The 19,358-nt window shown below is 45.7% G+C and carries 20 protein-coding genes; 10 read left to right on the top strand and 10 right to left on the bottom strand.

The window, feature by feature from the left end:
- Positions 1-64 precede the first annotated feature (64 nt).
- Genes mreC through rodA form a run of 4 tightly spaced genes read left to right on the top strand, consistent with a single transcriptional unit; the run spans position 65 to position 4,502 of the window.
- Complete coding sequence (gene mreC, locus K2Q26_00435) at positions 65-883, top strand: rod shape-determining protein MreC (protein MBY0313959.1); 819 nt, start codon at positions 65-67, stop codon at positions 881-883.
- Positions 883-1,428 (top strand): hypothetical protein, encoded by a 546-nt coding sequence (locus K2Q26_00430; protein MBY0313958.1) that lies wholly within the window; start codon positions 883-885, stop codon positions 1,426-1,428. Before mreC ends, K2Q26_00430 begins: the two co-directional genes overlap by 1 nt.
- Positions 1,425-3,359 (top strand): penicillin-binding protein 2, encoded by a 1,935-nt coding sequence (gene mrdA, locus K2Q26_00425; GenBank protein MBY0313957.1) that lies wholly within the window; start codon positions 1,425-1,427, stop codon positions 3,357-3,359. The genes K2Q26_00430 and mrdA overlap by 4 nt, the downstream gene beginning before the upstream one ends.
- A 42-nt stretch (positions 3,360-3,401) precedes the next feature.
- Positions 3,402-4,502 (top strand): rod shape-determining protein RodA, encoded by a 1,101-nt coding sequence (rodA, locus tag K2Q26_00420; protein MBY0313956.1) that lies wholly within the window; start codon positions 3,402-3,404, stop codon positions 4,500-4,502.
- Between the two features lie 628 nt (positions 4,503-5,130).
- Here the strand turns inward: rodA and trxA are convergent.
- Positions 5,131-5,454 (bottom strand): thioredoxin, encoded by a 324-nt coding sequence (trxA, locus tag K2Q26_00415; GenBank protein MBY0313955.1) that lies wholly within the window; start codon positions 5,452-5,454, stop codon positions 5,131-5,133.
- Positions 5,455-5,647: 193 nt separating this feature from the next.
- Between trxA and K2Q26_00410 the strand changes: the two genes are divergently transcribed.
- Positions 5,648-7,540: a response regulator gene (locus K2Q26_00410; protein ID MBY0313954.1), complete on the top strand. Its 1,893-nt coding sequence runs from the start codon at positions 5,648-5,650 to the stop codon at positions 7,538-7,540.
- Here K2Q26_00410 and K2Q26_00405 read toward each other — a convergent pair.
- Complete coding sequence (locus K2Q26_00405; GenBank protein MBY0313953.1) at positions 7,517-8,122, bottom strand: hypothetical protein; 606 nt, start codon at positions 8,120-8,122, stop codon at positions 7,517-7,519. The genes K2Q26_00410 and K2Q26_00405 overlap by 24 nt on opposite strands.
- A gap of 95 nt (positions 8,123-8,217) precedes the next feature.
- Here K2Q26_00405 and K2Q26_00400 point away from each other — a divergent pair, with 95 nt between their 5' ends.
- Positions 8,218-9,318, top strand: coding sequence for an LptF/LptG family permease (locus tag K2Q26_00400; protein MBY0313952.1), 1,101 nt, complete (start codon positions 8,218-8,220; stop codon positions 9,316-9,318).
- 7 nt (positions 9,319-9,325) lie between these two features.
- Here K2Q26_00400 and K2Q26_00395 read toward each other — a convergent pair whose 3' ends face one another.
- On the bottom strand, positions 9,326-10,153 hold the full coding sequence (locus K2Q26_00395) for a DNA-protecting protein DprA (protein MBY0313951.1): 828 nt from the start codon (positions 10,151-10,153) through the stop codon (positions 9,326-9,328).
- Between the two features lie 74 nt (positions 10,154-10,227).
- Positions 10,228-11,448 (bottom strand): LysM peptidoglycan-binding domain-containing protein, encoded by a 1,221-nt coding sequence (locus K2Q26_00390; GenBank protein ID MBY0313950.1) that lies wholly within the window; start codon positions 11,446-11,448, stop codon positions 10,228-10,230.
- Positions 11,449-12,019: 571 nt separating this feature from the next.
- Here K2Q26_00390 and K2Q26_00385 point away from each other — a divergent pair.
- Together K2Q26_00385 and K2Q26_00380 are read left to right on the top strand one after the other, a co-directional pair.
- A complete protein-coding gene (locus K2Q26_00385) occupies positions 12,020-12,724 on the top strand; it encodes a ComEC/Rec2 family competence protein (protein ID MBY0313949.1) in 705 nt (234 codons plus the stop codon).
- Positions 12,721-13,464: a hypothetical protein gene (locus K2Q26_00380; GenBank protein ID MBY0313948.1), complete on the top strand. Its 744-nt coding sequence runs from the start codon at positions 12,721-12,723 to the stop codon at positions 13,462-13,464. Before K2Q26_00385 ends, K2Q26_00380 begins: the two co-directional genes overlap by 4 nt.
- Position 13,465: 1 nt before the next feature.
- On the opposite strand, the gene K2Q26_00375 is transcribed toward K2Q26_00380, so the two are convergent.
- The 6 genes from K2Q26_00375 to ruvC all read right to left on the bottom strand — a co-directional run bounded on the left by K2Q26_00375 (position 13,466) and on the right by ruvC (position 17,916).
- Positions 13,466-13,717 carry a hypothetical protein gene (locus tag K2Q26_00375; GenBank protein MBY0313947.1) on the bottom strand — a complete coding sequence of 84 codons (252 nt, stop codon included), beginning with the start codon at positions 13,715-13,717 and terminating at the stop codon, positions 13,466-13,468.
- 20 nt (positions 13,718-13,737) lie between these two features.
- Positions 13,738-14,850: an alanine dehydrogenase gene (gene ald, locus K2Q26_00370; GenBank protein MBY0313946.1), complete on the bottom strand. Its 1,113-nt coding sequence runs from the start codon at positions 14,848-14,850 to the stop codon at positions 13,738-13,740.
- A 73-nt stretch (positions 14,851-14,923) separates the two neighbouring features.
- Positions 14,924-15,826, bottom strand: coding sequence for a UDP-3-O-acyl-N-acetylglucosamine deacetylase (lpxC, locus tag K2Q26_00365; GenBank protein MBY0313945.1), 903 nt, complete (start codon positions 15,824-15,826; stop codon positions 14,924-14,926).
- Between the two features lies 1 nt (position 15,827).
- Positions 15,828-16,835 (bottom strand): Holliday junction branch migration DNA helicase RuvB, encoded by a 1,008-nt coding sequence (gene ruvB / locus K2Q26_00360; GenBank protein MBY0313944.1) that lies wholly within the window; start codon positions 16,833-16,835, stop codon positions 15,828-15,830.
- Positions 16,832-17,401, bottom strand: coding sequence for a Holliday junction branch migration protein RuvA (ruvA, locus tag K2Q26_00355; GenBank protein ID MBY0313943.1), 570 nt, complete (start codon positions 17,399-17,401; stop codon positions 16,832-16,834). The genes ruvB and ruvA overlap by 4 nt, the downstream gene beginning before the upstream one ends.
- The gene (ruvC, locus tag K2Q26_00350; protein MBY0313942.1) at positions 17,398-17,916 is read right to left on the bottom strand and encodes a crossover junction endodeoxyribonuclease RuvC; all 519 of its coding nucleotides are present in this window, start codon (positions 17,914-17,916) and stop codon (positions 17,398-17,400) included. Before ruvC ends, ruvA begins: the two co-directional genes overlap by 4 nt.
- A gap of 56 nt (positions 17,917-17,972) precedes the next feature.
- Here ruvC and K2Q26_00345 point away from each other — a divergent pair, with 56 nt between their 5' ends.
- Positions 17,973-18,731: a tetratricopeptide repeat protein gene (locus tag K2Q26_00345; GenBank protein ID MBY0313941.1), complete on the top strand. Its 759-nt coding sequence runs from the start codon at positions 17,973-17,975 to the stop codon at positions 18,729-18,731.
- 54 nt (positions 18,732-18,785) lie between these two features.
- Positions 18,786-19,352, top strand: a complete 567-nt coding sequence (efp, locus tag K2Q26_00340) for an elongation factor P (GenBank protein MBY0313940.1) — start codon at positions 18,786-18,788, stop codon at positions 19,350-19,352.
- Positions 19,353-19,358: the final 6 nt, after the last annotated feature.

Raw genomic sequence — 19,358 nt, 5'->3', positions numbered from 1 at the left:
GCACCTGTTTTTTTCAAGTAGAAAGTTCCTTGAGAACAAGCGAAATATGGCCTAGGCTTTTGAGATGATGTTTTTCAAACTCGGTTTTAAGAATGTGTTCTTCACTGCGGTCTTCCTTATTTTTGCTGGAGCAATTTATACATTGCAGCAAGCTTCTCGCAACTCGTCGCTACCCATCGCCCCCAACGGCCTGTCGCAACACATTCAAACCTACTACTCTCGATTTACCCATTCAGTGGCTCAAACGACCAGTCAGTTCCTCTCCCTTCTCGAACTTAAAAAAAGCTACGAGAAGCTGGAGCAAGAGAACAAACAACTCATGACAAGTTTGCAGATTCAAAAACAAATTGAGGACGAAAATCTGCGCCTTAAGAAATTGCTCAACTACAAGGAGCAAACTCCAAACTACCAGTTTATCGTCGCTAAAATCACCGCTAAAGATTTATTTACGGATCACTACTCTCTTTTCGTCAATAAAGGGGCGAAAGATGGCGTCGAAAAACTCTCCGGCGTGGTTTCTCCAGAGGGCGTTGTGGGATATATCATCGATGTTCAAGAAAACTCCGCCCGACTCCTTTTGGTGAACGATCGACTTTCGAGTGTAGATGCAATTATTCAGCGCACTCGAGCCCGGGGCATCGTGACCGGGTACTCCAACAAGGAATGCCAACTCAAGTATATCGATCGCCCTCAAGAGATTGCCGAAGGGGATCAAGTGGTCACCGCTAGTGACCAGACCATATTCCCAGCTGGTTTCCCGGTGGGCATAATTCATCACATCAAAATCAACCCAACAGGTGTGGGCCACTTGGCGCTCCTTAAACCCATCGTCGACTTCAAAAAGCTTGAAGAAGTGATGATCATCAAGCCGGTAAAAAAATAATGCCCGTAAACAAGATTCTTTTTAAAAACGTTCTCAGCGGTGTGATCTTTGTTTTCCTCACATTCCTGACGATCAATCTGCAGACGACGGTTTGGTTCGAATTGTTTGGATATTTCCCCACACCGAATTTATGGCTCCCCCTGATGATCTATTTACTGATGTATCGCCCTTTTCCTTTAAATCTCATGTGGGTCCTTTTCTTTTTCTTTATCTTGTGCACGGAAACGACGGCGATGCCTTTCTATCTCCTTTTAAGTTTGAGCAGCCTTTCGAGCTTAGTGCTGTTCACTCAAAAGCGCTTTTCTCTTTTGACGATGTCCGACTTTATTCTACTGACCACATCGAGCCTGATTTGCTTCCCGTTGATCTATTACTTCTTTTCCTTGCTTCACCGATCAGCGACGCCGCTCAATATTTTTGATCACCTTTCGACTTTTTTTATCACTTTGCCGTTGATTCCGCCCTTCCTGTTAGTTTTGCAAAAGATTGATAGCTGCTTAAAAACGACAGAACCTCATTACGAGAGATTTAGTACCGAATTATGAAGTTAAACATCCACTACGAAGATGCCGCATTAAAATCCCTTCAGAAGAGAGCTAAAATCTTCTATTTTATTTTGGGTTTTTTATTTCTGCTACTCATGTTGCGGCTGTTTTATCTGCAAATTATTCAAGGGTCAGCGCTGTATACGTTTTCAGAGAAAAACTTGCTCAAAGAAATTCGTGTTCAGGCTCCACGGGGCATTGTCTACGACCGCAACAATCAAATCCTTGCGGAAAACCTTCCGAACTTTGCCCTCACCGTGTCTCCCCAATACATCAAGAAGCTCGACTTCATCGCTGAGGCCTTAGCACCAGTGCTCAAAGAGAAAAAAGAAAATATTCTGGCAACTATTAAAAAAGGGATTCGCGCCAACGGTCCCTACAATCCAGTGATCGTCAAAAACTTTTTATCTCGTGATGAAATTCAAAAAATTGAATTGCTCAAGATTGAATACCAAGGTCTTGATATCGAAGAATTGATCTTTCGCTCCTATCCTCACAACGACATGTTGGCCCACGCCCTAGGAAACGTGGGTGAGATTTCGGAAACAGAATATCAAAAGATGTCTCAGGCCATCGAACGGAATCTTAAAAAAGGCGATATTATCGGAAAGAGCGGCCTCGAAGAAAAATACGACAGCACTTTGCGTGGGCAACCCGGAACCTCTTTTGTTAAAGTTGATGCTCGTGGACGCGAAGCCATCGATGAGAGCTTAAAATTTTTAGGTCATATTGAAGATTTAAACCCGGTGTCCGGGGTCAATATGGTGACAACACTTGATTTTGATCTTCAGAAAGCCGCTTACGAGGCCTTCCAGAAGCACGAACAGACCGGAGCCTTAGTGGCCATTAGTAAGACCGGTGAGGTTCTGGCTCTCGTCAATAATCCGGGATTTAACCCCAACAATTTTTCCAAAGGCTTATCCATGGAAGAGTGGTCGAGCTTGGTCAATAATCCCACAAAACCCCTTCGCAATCGGGCCATACAAGATCACTACTCACCAGGATCTACATTTAAACCTTTTGTGGCCCTCGCTGCTTTGCAAACCAAAGCCCTGACGGAAAACACCCTTGTAAATGCTCCCCCATTTATCATGTTTGGTGGTCGCGCCTATCACGATCATACAAAAACCGGTCAAGGAAATATTAACGTCATTCAAGCCATTGAAATGTCGAGTAACGTTTTCTTTTACAAACAAGGATTAAAACTGGGAGTGGATAAGGTCGCTCTGTACACGAAGGCCTTGGGGCTCGGAGCTAAAACCAATATCGATTTGAATCGCGAAGCCACGGGTCTTATCCCCACATCCCAGTGGAAAAAAGAAAAGTACGGTGAACCGTGGCAAGAGGGAGAAAACTTAAGTATCGCCGTCGGCCAAGGTTATGTCCTCCTCACTCCCCTGCAATTGGCATCGGGATATATGAGTATCGCCAATAACGGAATGGTTTATAAACCCTATTTGGTGAAGGAAATTTTTGATCCGATCAAAAAAACATCGCAGACATTTGAGCCCACGTTGGTGAGAAATGTCAATGATCCCAAAGAACCGTTTTATATTTCTGAAGCCGCGTTTACGACGGTGAAAAAAGGTCTTCACGCCGTGGCCAACGGAAAACGCGGAACCGCCGCTTGGGCCAAAGTTCCGGGATTTACCTTGGCGGGAAAAACAGGAACCGTTCAAGTTCGAGGATATACATCGGATCAAGTTTACGGGAATTGCTTGGCACGCCCGCGCAAGCAACGTCACCACGGCTGGTATGTCGCCTTCGGCCCTTACGAGGATCCGGAGATCACCGTGGCGGTGTTGACGGAGCATTCTTGCTCCTCTAAAGCCGCAGTTCCCATCGTCAGAGATTTTTACAATGCTTACGCCCTGAAGTATCATCCCAGTGCGGTCGCCGCCGCCGAAGAGAAGAAGAACGTTAAGAAGTAACGGAAACGGAAGTTTAAAATGTCACGTAGTTTTGCAGTTTCAATGAGCAATAAAAACTTTTTCCAAAAGTTAAATCTTTACCTAATTTTTTCTCTGTTGTGCTTAAACGCCATCGGATTATTGAATCTCTATAGCGCAAGTTCGAACATTTCTCGTCACCTGCAGGACGTTTTTAGCTCGCAAATCATGTGGCTCTGTATCGGCTGGGTTGTATTTATTGTTATAACCCTTTTCGATTATCGTTTCTTCGTGAAGCTGTCGTATTTGTTTTACGGACTCAATCTATTAGCTCTCCTCTATGTGATGTTCTTTGGGAAAGTCTCCCTCGGAGCTCAACGCTGGATTGATCTGGGTCCGATCCACTATCAGCCGTCGGAGACGATGAAGCTTGCAATTATATTAATGATGGCGGCCGTCTTATCGAATTATCCCGCGCAAAAACGTTTTGGCTTTATCGATCTCATTAAACCTTTAACCATCATTCTTATCCCGTTTCTCATCACCGCAGAGCAACCCGATCTCGGAACAGCACTGATGCTCTTGATGATCGGTGGATCCATGCTTCTCGCCATGCGTATCCGGGCCACTGTTATTATTTCCGCCATTGTTTTCGCGATGATCGCCGTCCCGGTGGCTTGGAATTTTGGATTAAAGCAGTACCAGAAAAATCGCGTCCTTACGTTTCTAAATCCCACCAAAGATCCTCGCGGTACCGGTTACAATAGCATTCAGGCGAAGATTGCCGTCGGAAGCGGCCAAGTCTTCGGCAAAGGATTTCGAAACGGCTCTCAGAGCCAACTCGAATTCTTGCCGGAAAAGCACACCGATTTTATTTTTTGCGTACTGAGCGAAGAGCATGGATTTTTAGGGAGCCTCGCCACACTGGGCTTTTATTCCATCTTGCTCATTTCTATTCTACAGTCGTCGTTCCTAGCCAAAGACATGCAAGGATCTTTTGTTTGCATCGGCGTCTTTGCCTATATCCTTTGGCACGTCTTCGTGAATGTCGGCATGGTCACGGGACTCCTGCCCATTGTGGGAGTGCCTCTGCCACTGATCTCGTATGGGGGATCGAGCAATCTGTCGCTCATGGTGGGAATGGGATGGGCGTCGAGTGTGTATTTCCGGAAAGACATGTTTTGACCGACTTTTCTGCTGGGTTTGGTTTTTGGATTTGGGATTTTGATTTTTGCAAAAGTCTTCTTTTGGCGAAAGTCTCCGTCCGTGGATCTTTTCGCGCCCCTCCATGGGCGCGATCGCCAACGAAGACTTTTGCAAAAATCAAAATCCCAAATCCAAAAACCAAAGCATCGAACTATCTACGGATCCATTCGGTTTAAATTCGGTGATCTCTCGGTAGTTGAGATTTTAATTCGCCGCTCAACTTCTAGAGTTATCTGACACTTTTTTGTTTTGATTTCTAATCACACTTTGAACTGAGTCAGCTTTTCTAGATGAGATTCGCACTTAGCTAAACTCACTTTTTTCTTTTTTTATTATTCCGCGATCTCTGAAAATCGTGATCGAGAGACTGACCATGAGGCGCGGGGCTTCTTAACGAAATTTTCTCTGGAGCTTTGGGTCATTAAGGCTGGAGGGCTATGATCTTCTGCTGATGAGATTTTTTTGAGTTTGATTCGGAAAACTCATTCTTTAGGCGGTCGCGCCCATGGAGGGGCGCGAAACGATCCAAGGATGGAGACTTCCGCCGTGAGAATGAGTTTTCCGAATCAAACTCAAAAAAATCTCATCAGCAGAAGCCACAGAAACACTACACGTGCTTGTTGATCATTCCCGTGATGTTTTCTTTAGGATGGTTGCCGACGATTTGGTCTACAGCTTGACCGTCTTTGAAGAGGATCAAGGTGGGGACGCCGCGGACGCCGAATTGCGCAGGAGTTTCCTGGTTGGCGTCGATATCGACCTTCATGATCTTGATTTTGCCTTCGTACTCTTTAGCAACTTCTTCGAGTTTAGGAGCTAATGCACGGCAAGGAGCACACCATTCTGCCCAAAAGTCGACGAGGACCGGGACGCTAGACCCTAAAACATCTGTTTTAAAGTTGGTATCTGTTGAACTGGAAATATTAGCCATGGAATCCTCCTCAAAAATTAAGACCCTATTTAAGCCAAGTCAGGGCGGGTTGACAATAAATTTGATGCTATAAACGCTCTTGTCAATGTCCCAGACCTAAGTCGTTCATCATTTCGGCCAAATTGAGGAAACTGGCCTCTAAATCCCATCGAATCATCTCAAATTGTTTTGTCCTTTCGCCGATATAGAGTCGATGGCTTCTAAAGTTAAAATCCTCCTTGTTGAGGACGACAAAAAATTTGCAGAGTCTTTGGTCAAATTATTTGCCCAAGAGGGCTACGAGTGTCACTGGGCGGACAAGCCGCAAGCTGCACTTTCTTTGATCAAACTTCACAATTTTGATGCTGCTCTTATAGATTGTCTCTTGCCTCAAATGAACGGGGTGGATTTGGCCGTTAAGATCAAAGATGCGACCCCAATGCCCATCGCTATTTATCTAATGAGTGGAGTTTACAAAGATCGCAATTTCTCGATCAACGCGATTAAAAAAACTCAGGCTAAATCCTTCTTTATTAAACCTTTTGAAATCTCTACTTTTATTCAAGAGATCAATGGGGAATTTGCATCCAAGAAAATCGAGTCGCAACAAGAGGCCGCAACGACCGTCAAATCGTTTATTAGCTTAGAGAATCTAACTCAGAACTCGATCATCAAAACGCTCATGGAGCAAAAAGACATCGCCGGCATCGAGCTCAGTATGGTGATGAACCTTTTGATTTTTTACAAATATAAAGGCGTCCTCAATATTAAATCCACCGACGGTGAATTTAACTTAGGATTTAATGAGGGGCAATTGAGTCTCCAAGATTCGGAAATTTCGCCCGCGCAAGTGCGCGCCAACTTGATCCACGAGAAAGCTATTGCCGATGAAGATCTTTCCGAAATTCCTGACAGGGATTTTACCGAGAGTTACCTCATAAAGAATAACTACATAAGCCCTCATATTTTTAAACACGTCAAGCAGTCTGTGGCGATTCGCAAACTCAACACTCTCATGGATTCCGCCAAAGTCACTTTAGATCTTTCGAACAGTCCAATGGAAGGTCACTTTTCCCTATCTGCCCACGAAACTGATGAGTTCCTCTACAAATGGTCGACCACTTCTGACATCCGACCCATTAAAGAGTACTACAAAGATTTTATGTTCTACGCTTTTCGAAAATTAAATACGCAGCAAAACAAAACGTTTCAACTGCCCATTATCGCCGCCCATAAGGCGGTCATAAATTGTTTTCTCGAGGGAAAGACCTTCCAAGAAATCTTGATGAACAACCTGTGCTCCGAGGAGCTGCTCTTAAGAATAATGCATATCTTGTTTATCAATCGCGAATTTGCGATTAATCTTAAGACCAAACAGAATACGAAAGCTCATACCGAAAAACTAAAATCTCTCCAAGCCTCAATGGCGCGCCAAAACTATTTCGCACGCCTCGGTTTGCCAGAAAATGCCAATGATTCGGACGTGAAAAAAGCCTTCCTCAATTTGTCTCAAAACTTTCACCCCGATAAATTGCAAAATGAGCCTGACGAAATTCGACAGAACTCTCAAGTGATCTACGAATTGATTCAAGAAGCTTACCGCGGTCTAAAGTCTCTCGACGACCGAGAGGCCTACTCGGTGGTCCTTGCGCAACAAAAACTTGCCAACGTGTCTAAAGCGGATTCTCTGCTCGATCAGGTGATTGTGAGCCTAATGAAGAGCGACTACATCACAGCTGAAACTCAACTGAACGAGGTGGAAGGCCTCGACTCGCAATCCAACAAATTTAAAATGGTCCAGATCTGGCTTCTTGCAAAGAATCGTAAACAACCCACCATGACATTGAATCGAATTTTGCAAACCATCAGTAACGATGAAAAAGAATCAGCCCTGTATTACTATGTGCGTGGTCTGATCCATACCGCCAATTTCGAAACCGATAAGGCGGCCATCGCTTTTAAAAACTGTCTGACCAAAGACAACAATTTTTTACCGGCACGACGGGATCTCGGCGCACTGAATATCGATGACAAGAAGGCTTCGAAAAGCTTTCTCAAAGCCGATATTAAAGATGTCGTAGGATTATTTTTTAAAAAGCGTTCGTAGAAATTCTTTTTTTTGATCGAGCAAATTTGTCGTATTCTTATCGCCCGCATCGAGATCGCTTCTTTTTTTAAGCTCTTTGGACGAAAAAACCATATCTTTGGCCTCGACGTTTTCCAAAATGGATTTATAGCGTGCTTCACGATCACTCGTCGCTGCCATCGGCGCTTTGCCTTTGGCCTCCGACGATTTGTACAGGGAGCGATAGTTCTTTATGATTTCCTCTGAGGACAATCCTGTCAGTTCGCAGATCCCCTCCAGCATTTTTTCGGGCTGAATAGGACTCTCCATCACCCGATCAATGATGGTTTTGGTGGCATCTTCGAGCTTTTTATAACGCTCTGGCGCACCCACCCACATAAACTTCGGCACCCCCCGGGTCGTTTTGAGTTTCACCAAATCCTCCAACTTTTGATTGTTACCAAAGTGGGAAAGAACAACGACGTCAGGAAAATTATTATGGAGCTTCGCTGTAATGTCGGCCCCGTATTGGCGAGACAGAACATTAAAGCCCGTCTTGGTGAGTATGGTTTTAGCAAACTCAAACTCTATGGAATTGTCGAGAACGAGTAAGATAGTCTTCACAAGTCCTATTCTCGATAAGTTCTGGTTTGAAAGCAAAAGACTTTGGCAAATTTGACGCAGAACAGTTCCGATGTTAGGTTGAATTTGGACCAAAGATGCGTAAACCCACCGTTTTTCTTTATATTTTAGGCCAGATCCTTCCGACCTTTATGATCGGGATTATGATCTTTATTTTTATTCTTTTGATGTTCCAATTCTTAAAGCTCACCGAATTCATTCTGGTTTACGATGTGAGCCTCAAACATATCTCTCAACTGATCATCAACCTCTCCTTTAGTTTTTTACCGATCATTCTTCCTATGAGTTTGTTATTTGCAGTTCTCCTCACCTACTCGCGCTTGAGCGCGGATTCGGAAATGGTGGCTTTTCGGGCTTTAGGGTATACTCCTCGCTACCTCACTCTCCCCTCTTTGTTTTTTTCGATCATCATCTGCATCGTTTCGGGCCAAACACTATTTAATCTCGGTCCTATTGCTCGATCGAACTTTGACAGTTTACTCAGTGCCATCGGCAATCAGAAGATCATCAGTGGGGTCAGCCCGGGAACTTTTTCCGAAAACTTTTTTGATCTCGTGGTTTACACGAATGAAATCGATAAAAAAACCAATACGCTTAAAGATATGTTTATTTTTGACAGCCGCAACCCAAAAGCTCCCGTGGCCATTGTCGCTAAAGAAGGAGTCGTGGCGGCCAATAATGATATTCTTACCCAAAGCGCCAGCCTTACACTCAGAAGCGGCGATATCTTTCAGATGAGCAAAGAGGGCAGTACAAAGGTGAACTTTAGTACCTACGCATTGAATATCAACTCACCTGTGAATCGCAACGATGACTCCGCCGACGCCGACACTTTCACCATGCAACAAGTCCGAAGAAAGCTGCGCGAGCCGGGGCTCAATGAGGAATTCCAACGCAAACTGAGCTCAGAATTTCACCGCCGTTGGGCGATTGCCATCTCTTGCTTGATCTTTGGAGTTCTTGGAGCCTGCTTAGGATCCCAAACGAATCGCCGATCGGCCGCCTCCAGCGGCTTCGTGGTCAGTGTAATTTGTATTGTGGCCTACTGGGTGATGTACGTTATCGGAACTAATCTTTCGGTGAAAGGAATCGCACCGGCCTACATCGCGCTTTGGATTCCCAATTTGGTCTTCACCCTATTTACCGTGTATTTTTGGAATAGACCCCAGTCCGCCTAAACATTCGCTAGTGGATCAAACGCACCAGATCTTCGCCGTTTAAAATTAAATGGGCTCCTTCGCGCAAGAGCGCGAGATTCCCCGACGAACGCATATTCCCCGGAAAATCAGGAATCGTCGCCACCTCTTTGTTCTGCTCGATGGCGTACTGGGCTGTGATCATTGTTCCGCTTTTTAAAGAGGCCTGAACAATCAAAACTCCCCGACTCACTCCGGAGATGAGTCGATTTCTTTGAACAAAATGGGATCGATGCATATCTTGGTAGGGGAAATACTCACTGAGCATTCCTACTGTCTTATGATTTCGATAGCTCGCCATTTCCTTAGGATAGGGAACACCCAACCCTGACGGCATAAAGATGATATGAGGATAATTGTATTTTTCGGCGATATGGGTGGATTTTTGATCGACTCCGCGGGCTCCGCCGGAAATCAGACATCCTTCGACCTTTTCACAGAAAAAACCTAAGTGCTCATCCATCCATTCTAAATGGCGAAACTCAGCGTCGCGCGCACCGACTACGGCTAATTTTTTCGAATATTTTAACCCCGCGAGACTCCCTGTGGCGTTAAGGAACACCGGCGGAGTTGCGATGTGCATTAAGCCCTCGGGATAGTCACCATGGCCAGGATAAAGAATTTGAAACTGGCTGGCCTCCTGGAAGATGAGAGACAATTGTTTTTGTTGTTCACGGAGATCCACGTCCTCAAGAAGTTCTCCGTGCTCCCTCAAAGAGCGCCAAATCTCAGGCTCACTGTGACCAAGGAGTTCTAAAAAGCGTTGGTGATCGAGTTTTAACCACTGACAAAGACAGGAGAGTTTTTCGGGCGTCATGCCCGAGGGGTATTGCAAAGCGATTCATTCCCTCAAAACGTATAAACGAGACACCCCACAAAGATTTGACGGGCTTACATTCCGGAGATCGTATCTTCGGATGTGATTTCGGCGGAGGCATAAACTACAACCGCGGCGGCATAGGACCCGGACACCGTTGCGACTTTCAATAAACCTGAAGATTGAAAAGCCTTAAAATCGGGATCTAAATAGTTCTTAACTCTTAACAGCTCTCCCACATTAAAGCTCCCACTGGTCGCCTTTAAAAGAACGATATCTTCTCGGCCCCACAGAATTCTTTCGTTCGCGGAAAGTACAGTGAAAGCGGTGTTACCCACACTTCCGCCCCCATCAATCTTTACGGTTTGAACCTGGTAACCTGAGATCAATGATGCTTTTTGAATTTCGCCAAATTGGCTCGTCACCAGAGCTTCGTAATACTTTCCATCCTCGGTTTGTCCGGTGATCCGAGCGGTTCCGAGTAATTTCACTTCGTACCCATGATCCACCCTTGAGTCTTGGTGAGCTATGATAGAAAAAGAATCTCCGACGCTCATTGAGTCAGTCGCTTTAATAATCACTTTACCATACTGCCCCGAAATCTTTCGGGCCACTCCCACCGAAACTATAGTTCCGAAAACTTTTGGCGGTTCAGATAGAATATCGGAAGTTAATGTGATCACCGTATTGATTTCACGCACCGGGCGCGGAACCACTGTCACTTCTCTTTTAGGAGGTTTGACCTCGCGCAGGTCGACACTATTGGCAAATATTTGAGGAATGGGCTGACTTTTCCGTTGGGCCGGAGTGACTTCGATGGAACTCTCTTCGGCCACTTCTTCGAGACCGTCCTCGTCTTCACCTTCGCCGCCATCTTCTTCAACAGAGGTGAGCCCTTCGCCTTTTTTTATGTTGATCGTGGGAGGACGACTGGGTCCTCCAACGGTAAAATGAATTTGGTCGCCAACAAAAATAAGATGAGGATTGGTGATGCGACTATTCACTGACCACAGCTTGGACCAAAAAAATCCATCACCAAAATAAATTTTACTGATCGACCACAAAGTATCTTTAGGTTTTACGATGTGGGTTTGCTGCTCCACACCCTCCATCATTTTAAACCACTCACCATCGGCGACCGGTCGCGAATAACTGGATTCATAAATTTTGTGGAGACGATCTTCTAAAGATTTGTTTCTTTGTTCATCCACTTCAGCGTGAACTGCCAAAGAACCGAAAAAAGACATCAACAATAGGATCTCAAAAACGGGATTGCAATAGAAAATGTGTTTCATAGTTTTCATTTTTCACGTGCTTTGATTAAGAGCAAATTCCATTCTAGGGTAAAGTGCGTCCTATGCCATTAAAAATGGCAAAAACCCCAACCAAGACCGAGCTTATTGCATTAAAACCATTCAATTTTTTTCGTGAACTAGACTTATCCACATCTAATGTGGAATTTCAGCTTTTGAATCAGATTAAAGCCTTGATACAACTGTGTTTAAGCGATTTGCCTAGTTCTTATTCATATGTAAAATATTGAAATTACAAATATATTTTCAATTGAGCCCTCAAAGTAGGGTGGCTTTTTTAAGTTCTTAAATCGAGCTTCGGACAAGCCTATTAATGCTGTGCTCAATTTGGATTTGAGCGGCAAATTTATATTGCATTGATGGCATGTTCCTCGTTTGTTTTGCCCTCGTCACTTTACGCATTTGTTGGACTTTAGAATTCTCTTTAACAGAATTGTTAAAATTCCTACATCCACTTCACCAATTTTGTTTAGATCGGATCACGCAAAATCAGTTACCGTCGTTCTATAATGGTTTGATTTGCGGGCATTCTCTTCCCCGCACGGATAGGACCGTGCAAATCTTCCTCGATACCGGCCTCTACCATTTATTGATCGTATCCGGCTCTCATTTAATCTTTATCGCAGGAATCCTTGCGAGGTTGAATTTAAAGTCTCGGAGGTGGCATTGGATTGGGCTTCTCACCTACGCCTGTATGTGCCTTTTAAGCCCTCCCATATCGCGATCATTTCTGCAGCTCACGCTCTCGGAACTTAGCGCACGAAGGAATCTTTTTTGGACTCAGGAGCAAGTGGTGTTTTATACGGGAATCGCCTGTTTGTTGTTGTTTCCAGATTGGTTCTTTTCATTTTCATTTGTGCTGAGTTGGACAGCATCGCTCACTCTTTGTTTTACGCGCCGACTGTTCGTCCAGCATTGTCTCATCTTTTGCTTTATGTGGCCGCTTCTAAGAAATACGTCTCCATGGTCGATCCTCTCCAATTTTTTGATCTCACCTCTCTTCTCTCTCGGTCTCTTCCCCGCATCGGTGCTGACGTTTTTAATTCCGGGGTTGAACAGTATCACCGAGCCTCTGTGGCAGTGCTTCTTGTTTTTACTTGATCTGGGGCCCCGGCTGTCGAACTCGGCCTCCATCTCCCCTCCTACGATCACCGCGATGTGGACCTACATCGCTGCACTTCATATTCTATTACAACTACTCCCGCTCTGGAAAGAAACTCCTGAGAAGCGGCTGAACGAGCTGGGGAAATTGCCATGAGAATTTTTCTGATGGCGCTTCTTCTTCCCCATTCGATTTCACCTGACTTTTTTGAACGGATCGTCATCTGGAACGTGGGCCAAGGACAAATGATCACGCGGGTCTCCCGTAAGTCATGCCAGCATATTGATGCCGGAGGCGACCGCGCCTTCCCGTTCGCTGGAGTGCAAAGACTCTGCAAAAATAAACGGAATGAATTGTTCCTCACCCACTACGACTGGGATCATATGGGCTACGCTAAAAAACTAAAGACCGCCACCGACCATCTCTGCCTCGCCGAAAATATTCCCAATCTACCTCTCAAAAAAACAAAGCTTCTTAAAACACTGTCTCCTTGCCCAAAAGGTAACAGTTCCCTTTTGGGAGACCAACGAGATACGAAAAGGGAACTGTTACCTCTCTTCACACCGGAGATATTTGAGGAGAATCAGAGTCGCGCTTATGTATTAGATGAAATTTTTCTGACCACTGGAGACTCGCCCCAGGCGCTGGAGAAAAAAATCTCAGCTCGACTCCCAAAAACAAAAGTGAAATATCTTATCCTGGGACATCACGGAAGCCGGACCAGTAGTGGCTTCGAACTTCTTCATGCGCTCCCTCAACTTCCCCAGGCTTTTGTCAGCGCCCGGAAAAAACGCTACGGGCACCCGCACTCACAAACTCAAGATCGGTTGCGAAAGCATGGCACTCCCCTCGTCTCAACAGAGGAGTTCGGAAACATTCATTTAATGCTTCGTTAAATTAGATTTTGATCGTGGTCTCTTCGGAATCTTTTTTAATAAAGGCCACCCGAACGTGGCGATTGGAGATAAACCATATTTCATCGCGATCATTGCTCAAAATAAGAAAAGCTTCGGATGTTTCGGACGGATTAAAAATGCCCATGACTCGGTAAGCCCGGTCTAATGAAAAACCGGACTCCAGTGGTTTAGGACGAGGAGCTCCCTCTGACTCTTGTACTCGGACGTAAATACCGGCCTCTAAGTGAATCACTGGTGAGCTCTCTTCTCGAATTAAAGTAAGCTTGTTAAAGATTTGTAGTTCATACCCAAATCGCGAGCGACGGGTTCGTACACCACGTGTCCTTTGTAGCAATTGACGCCTTTAACAAGGTTCGGCGACTTTTGAAGCGCGTCTTCTAGACCCATTTGCGCGATCATAGACCCGTACTTAAAAGTGGCGTTGTTCAATGCGTAGGTTGAAGTTCTTGCGACCACACCTGGCATATTCGGTACGCAGTAGTGGATCACTCCATCCACTTCGAATGTAGGATTCACGTGGCTCGTCGGCTTACACGTTTCGATACATCCCCCTTGATCAACTGCAACGTCGACCACCACGCTGCCCGGAGACATTTTGGAGATCATCTGACGAGTCACAAGATGCGGAGCTTTTCGTCCTGGAATCAAAACAGCTCCAACCACAAGATCGGATGCAATCACAGAGTCTTCGATATTCTTAACATTCGAATAAAGTGTAGTAATGCGGCCCTGGAAGACATCATCCAAATAAGCTAAACGAGCATGGTTCACATCGAGGATCGTCACCTCGGCGCCGAGACCCACCGCCATTTTTGCAGCGTTGATACCGACAACACCACCGCCGATCACAGTCACTTTACCGCGATTGACGCCCGTGACTCCGCCGAGAAGGATTCCTTTTCCGCCTTTATCTTTTTGAAGATAAAAAGCGCCCACTTGAGTGGCCATGCGACCTGCCACTTCGCTCATCGGAGTTAACAAAGGAAGAGTGCCGTTGTTGTCTTCGATCGTCTCGTAGGCGACCGCTTTCACTTTGCGCTCACAAAGAACTTTTGTCAGCTCGGGCTCGGCCGCGAGATGAAGATAGGTGTAAAGAATTTGGTTTTCCTTCATCAAATTATATTCGGGAGGAAGGGGCTCCTTCACTTTGATGATCATTTCTGCTTTTTGATAAATCTCTTCGGCCGTGTTGAGAATTTTTGCGCCGGCACGAATGTAATCTTCGTTAGAGATCATCGATCCCACACCCGCGTCTTTTTGAACAAACAGTTGATGGCCTTCGGCCACCAGTTGTTTAACGCCGGCTTCGGTTAAGCCCACGCGGTTTTCACTGATTTTAATTTCCTTAGGTACTCCAATAATCATAACCCCTCCCGGGTGTAAAAATACACTATGATGGCTCTTTCGGGAGAGAAATTAGAGGAGGAGTGACCCTCCGTCAACCCCGAAAAGGAATCTGAAACGGTAGCGTTTGTGGAGTCTCCCGCCCGAGATCAATGAGTCGGTAAGAGTCCTTGGATTCCAAAATTTTAAGGGCGAGTTGGTTCATGAGATCGTGGCCGGCCTTATAAAGCACCAAGTGCCCCATTAGTGGGCGCCCCAAGGTCATCAAATCACCTAAAGCGTCGAGAATTTTATGGCGAACGAATTCATTATCAAAGCGCAGACCATCGGTGTTGAGGATCGCCTCATCATCGAGCACTATGGCGTTATCCAAACTGCCCCCCAGTGCTAATCCCCGTTGGCGTAAAGATTCTACATCTTTTAAAAACCCAAACGTCCGCGCTTTTGAAATATCTTTAGAAAAGGTGGCCTGGTTGACGTCGATGTCCATGGTCTGCAGGCCGATCGCCCGGTGAGGAAAATCGATCGTGCACGTCACTCGGAGTCCGTTATAAGGGAGCACGTAAGCATGCTTCTCTTCGCTACCGACGTAAATGGGTTTTTGGACAAAGATGTACTTGCGCGGCTCATCCTGTTCCACCACTCCCACTTTTTCGAGCTCCTCGTAAAAGTAATGAGCACTTCCGTCACAAATAGGGATCTCGGGGCCCGTCAGTTCAATGTACAAATTGTCGATTCGAAGTGCTGTAAGAGAGGACAAACAGTGCTCCACCGTGGACACCGCGAAAAATTGATTTCCTAATGTCGTGGCGTAGGCCGTCGCTTTGACGTGCTTCGCCAGTACGGGCACCGAGGGGCAATTGGGTAAATCCCGACGAACAAAAAATATTCCCGTGTTGGGAGGTGCGGGACAAAAGGAAATTTCAGAGGGCGCTCCAGTGTGAAGGCCAATCCCTTTAACGGTTACTTTTTTTCTTAAAGTCTGCTGTAAGAACAATTTATATCTCCGGCGCGCAATGGGATTTTGCAAGATCCGTCGTCATGCGACCGCGCGGAGTTTTTTGCAATAAACCTTCTTGAATTAAAAACGGCTCGTACACTTCTTCCAAAGTGCCTTTGTCTTCGGCCAAAGCGGCGGACAAAGTCTCTAAGCCCACGGGGCCGCCGTTAAATTTATAGAGTATCACGGAAAGAATTTTTCGATCCATTTCGTCAAGACCCATGCTGTCCACTTCCATGCGGTTGAGAGCTTTTTGGGCCAACTCCTGAGTGATTTTTCCGTAGTTTTCCACCTCGGCAAAATCTCGCACTCGACGAAGCAATCGATTGGCAATCCGAGGAGTTCCGCGACTGCGACTGGCAATTTCGTAACTCCCCTCCTCTGTCAAATCGACATTAATCAATTTTGCCGAACGACCGAGAATCAATTGAAGTTGAGATTTGTCGTAGAAACTTAAACGCTCGGCAATACCAAAACGATCGCGAAACGGAGCGTTTAGCAATCCCGAACGCGTGGTGGCTCCGATCAGCGTAAACGGCGCCAGTTTAAACTTCATCGAACGAGCTCCCAAGCCCTCGCCGGTGATGATATCCACATAAAAATCTTCCATGGCACTGTAGAGATATTCTTCAACGGTGCGATGCAAACGATGAATTTCATCGATAAACAAAATGGAGAAAGGCTGGAGGCTCGTGAGGATGGCGGCAAGATCGCCTTTTTTATCAAGGGCCGGACCGCTGGTGGTTTTTAATTCCACGCCCATTTCCGTCGCAATCAAATGCGCCAAAGTTGTTTTCCCCAACCCGGGAGGTCCACTCAAAAGGACGTGATCTAAAGGCTCGGAGCGCTTTTTGGCCGCTTGAATATAAATTCGCAATTTTTCGACGATGTTCTTTTGACCTGGAAATTCATCAAACTGATGGGGACGAAGGGTGTTTTCCCAATAGCGGTCCCCATCTTCTCGATGCGGATCGGTCAATTCGTCGCGAAATTCGTTTTCGATCATCGATGACCTCCCAACGTCGAAAGAGCTTTGCGAAGTTTATCTTCGAACGTCATATCGCCGCCTAAGTCTTTGAGCACATTTTGAACGTCGGCACTGCGGAAACCTAAATTGATCAATGCCGAATGAACATCCTCGTGAGCTTGCGCTTGCGGAGATTTGGACTCATCGAGAACAAGCTGGCCTTTCAGAGTCAGAATCATTTGCTCGGCAATTTTTTTACCCACTTTCGGGAAAGCGGTTAAGGTTTTGATGTCTTTGGATTCGATCGCATCGATGATTTTATCCAGCGAAGCCCCAGAGAGAATCGTCACCGCCATCTTAGGCCCGATGCCGTTCACTTTAAGCAGGCTTTCGAAAAGTTTTTTCTCCACCTTGGAAGAAAAACCGTAAAGCTGTAAGGCATCTTCGCGCACATGGGTGTAAACCCAAAGCGCCATGCTGCCATCTTTTTTGGTGTCCATCAAAGTGTTCGCCGAACACGTGAGTTCGTAGCCGACGCCGTTCACATCGATAATGACATTGTTGGCTTCGATAAATTTAACGGCTCCTGAGACATATCCAATCATAATTCCACTCCCGACCCTCTGAGTTTTCGGAGAACATCCATTTGCCCGGCGTGATGAAACGCTAAAGCGAGCCCATCAGAGGCATCGGTGTTCGTTATTTCGGCCCGTGCGGTGTTGCGAATATTTAACTGTGAATAGAGCAACATTTGCACCTGCTCTTTCGATGCACTCCCCGAGCCGGTAATCCCCAGCTTCACTGAGCGTGGCGAGTACTCCACAATCTCGGCCCCGAGCTTTTGCCCTTCGAAAATACAGATCCCTCTTATATGACCCAATTTAAACGCACTGTCTACATTGCGTCCTAAAAAGATCTTTTCGATGACAAGGATGTCGGGCTTAATTTTGGCGACCATGTCCGAGACCATTTGCGCCATGATCGATAAGCGCGGAACGAAATCCGCTTTTTGCTTGATGCGAAGAAAGCCGTGATCCACGTAGGAGATTTTACTTCCCGTTTTCTCGATCGCCCCGTAACCCAAAACCTGCGTGCCTGGGTCAATTCCCAAAATTATCATAGGCCTCCAGGGGTCTACCTTACCAGTGTTTTTCGGGGGAAAACAAGGATTTGGGATTGAGGGATCGCGCAACTCATGTCATTCTGACTCTAATGCTTTCCGAAAAAGTCATCGAAGAATACCAGTTGATCTTAATGCGCGAGCCCGCAGCGAAAGTTTTTGCGCCGCTGGCCGAATCCTATCGCAAAATGGGACTTTTACAGCAGGCGCTGGAGATTTGCGAAAAAGGGGTGAAGTACAACCCGGAATACCCCTCAGGCTTGGTGGCTCTCGGTAAAATTCTTTTTGAATTGAAGCGCTATGACGAGGCCTCGCAAACCTTTAAAAAGGCCATTACGCTCAAGCCGGATAACATTCTCGCTCACAAATTAAACGCCCTCAGCCTGATCAAACTGAACCAATACGCCGAGGCCCTCAAGAGTTATAAATATGTCCTTTTCTTAAGCCCTGAGGATGAAGCTGCTCAAAAATTTATCAGCACCTGGGAGTATCTCGAAGCTCAAAATTACAGCGAAAAGTCCTTCCCTCCCTCGGAAGACTCATCGTTGATCGCCCATAGTCAGCCGGAAAGCGTGGCCGCGTTTATCGAAGCTTTAATCGTGCGTAATGAGATTGAGAAGGCCGAAAAATACACCAAGATGGCTCTACAGAAATGGCCCGATTCCGACGTGCTCCAACATCAACTCAATGTGATCAACGAGTTTCAATCCGATGAGGCCAAAGATAACCTCAATCTCCAAATGGACGTGCTCCAGATCAAAAAAAGGCTGCTTTCGCGACTATTACGACGCATTGAATTGGCACGCCAGAGTTGACCAACTCCCCTCTCTCAAGACAAATAGAGAATTCAATATATTCAAGGAAGTATCATGTACAGTACGTCTGATTTTAAAAAAGGCCTTAAAATTTTACTCGATGGGCAACCTTACTCCATCGTTGATTTCCAGCACGTGAAGCCAGGAAAAGGGAATCAATTCACGCGTACTAAATTAAAAAACATGATTACGGGAACCAACCTCGAAAAAACTTATAAATCCGGCGAAAAATTTGAAGTTCCTGATGTGATGACCAAAGATTGCACATATCTTTACAAAGAAGAGGCCGGCTACGTGTTTATGGAAAAAGAAAATTTCGAGCAACACGTGATGCATGAAGATGCTGTTGGCGATACTAAAAATTATCTGACGGAAAACTTAGAAGTTACGATTTTATTTTTCAACGGTCGCGCCATCGGTGTCGATGCGCCAAACTCTGTTTATCTTCATGTGATTCAAACAGACCCTGGATTTAAAGGGAACACCGTAACGGGAACCTTTAAGCCCGCCACTCTCGAAACAGGGTACGTGGTGCAAGTGCCGCTTCATGTGGCTGAAGGTGACCGCCTTAAGATCGATACTCGCACCGGTGAATATATCGAACGAGCGAACATTAAATAAGTTGTC

The organism is Bdellovibrionales bacterium, from assembly GCA_019750295.1.
Classification (GTDB): domain Bacteria; phylum Bdellovibrionota; class Bdellovibrionia; order Bdellovibrionales; family JAGQZY01; genus JAIEOS01.
The sequence above is the reverse complement of the archived record's forward strand: the minus strand, read 5'-3'. Positions and strand labels throughout refer to the sequence as shown.

Bases quoted from the DNA above. Each gene is read 5' to 3' on its own strand.
- K2Q26_00410 (MBY0313954.1), top strand. From the start codon at position 5,648: ATGGCTTCTAAAGTTAAAATCCTCCTTGTTGAGGACGACAAAAAATTT.
- K2Q26_00400 (MBY0313952.1), top strand. From the start codon at position 8,218: ATGCGTAAACCCACCGTTTTTCTTTATATTTTAGGCCAGATCCTTCCG.
- trxA (MBY0313955.1), bottom strand. From the start codon at position 5,454: ATGGCTAATATTTCCAGTTCAACAGATACCAACTTTAAAACAGATGTT.
- K2Q26_00430 (MBY0313958.1), top strand. From the start codon at position 883: ATGCCCGTAAACAAGATTCTTTTTAAAAACGTTCTCAGCGGTGTGATC.
- ald (MBY0313946.1), bottom strand. From the start codon at position 14,850: ATGATTATTGGAGTACCTAAGGAAATTAAAATCAGTGAAAACCGCGTG.
- K2Q26_00380 (MBY0313948.1), top strand. From the start codon at position 12,721: ATGAGAATTTTTCTGATGGCGCTTCTTCTTCCCCATTCGATTTCACCT.
- ruvB (MBY0313944.1), bottom strand. From the start codon at position 16,835: ATGATCGAAAACGAATTTCGCGACGAATTGACCGATCCGCATCGAGAA.
- K2Q26_00390 (MBY0313950.1), bottom strand. From the start codon at position 11,448: ATGAAACACATTTTCTATTGCAATCCCGTTTTTGAGATCCTATTGTTG.
- efp (MBY0313940.1), top strand. From the start codon at position 18,786: ATGTACAGTACGTCTGATTTTAAAAAAGGCCTTAAAATTTTACTCGAT.
- K2Q26_00395 (MBY0313951.1), bottom strand. From the start codon at position 10,153: ATGACGCCCGAAAAACTCTCCTGTCTTTGTCAGTGGTTAAAACTCGAT.
- mrdA (MBY0313957.1), top strand. From the start codon at position 1,425: ATGAAGTTAAACATCCACTACGAAGATGCCGCATTAAAATCCCTTCAG.
- ruvA (MBY0313943.1), bottom strand. From the start codon at position 17,401: ATGATTGGATATGTCTCAGGAGCCGTTAAATTTATCGAAGCCAACAAT.
- mreC (MBY0313959.1), top strand. From the start codon at position 65: ATGATGTTTTTCAAACTCGGTTTTAAGAATGTGTTCTTCACTGCGGTC.
- rodA (MBY0313956.1), top strand. From the start codon at position 3,402: ATGAGCAATAAAAACTTTTTCCAAAAGTTAAATCTTTACCTAATTTTT.
- ruvC (MBY0313942.1), bottom strand. From the start codon at position 17,916: ATGATAATTTTGGGAATTGACCCAGGCACGCAGGTTTTGGGTTACGGG.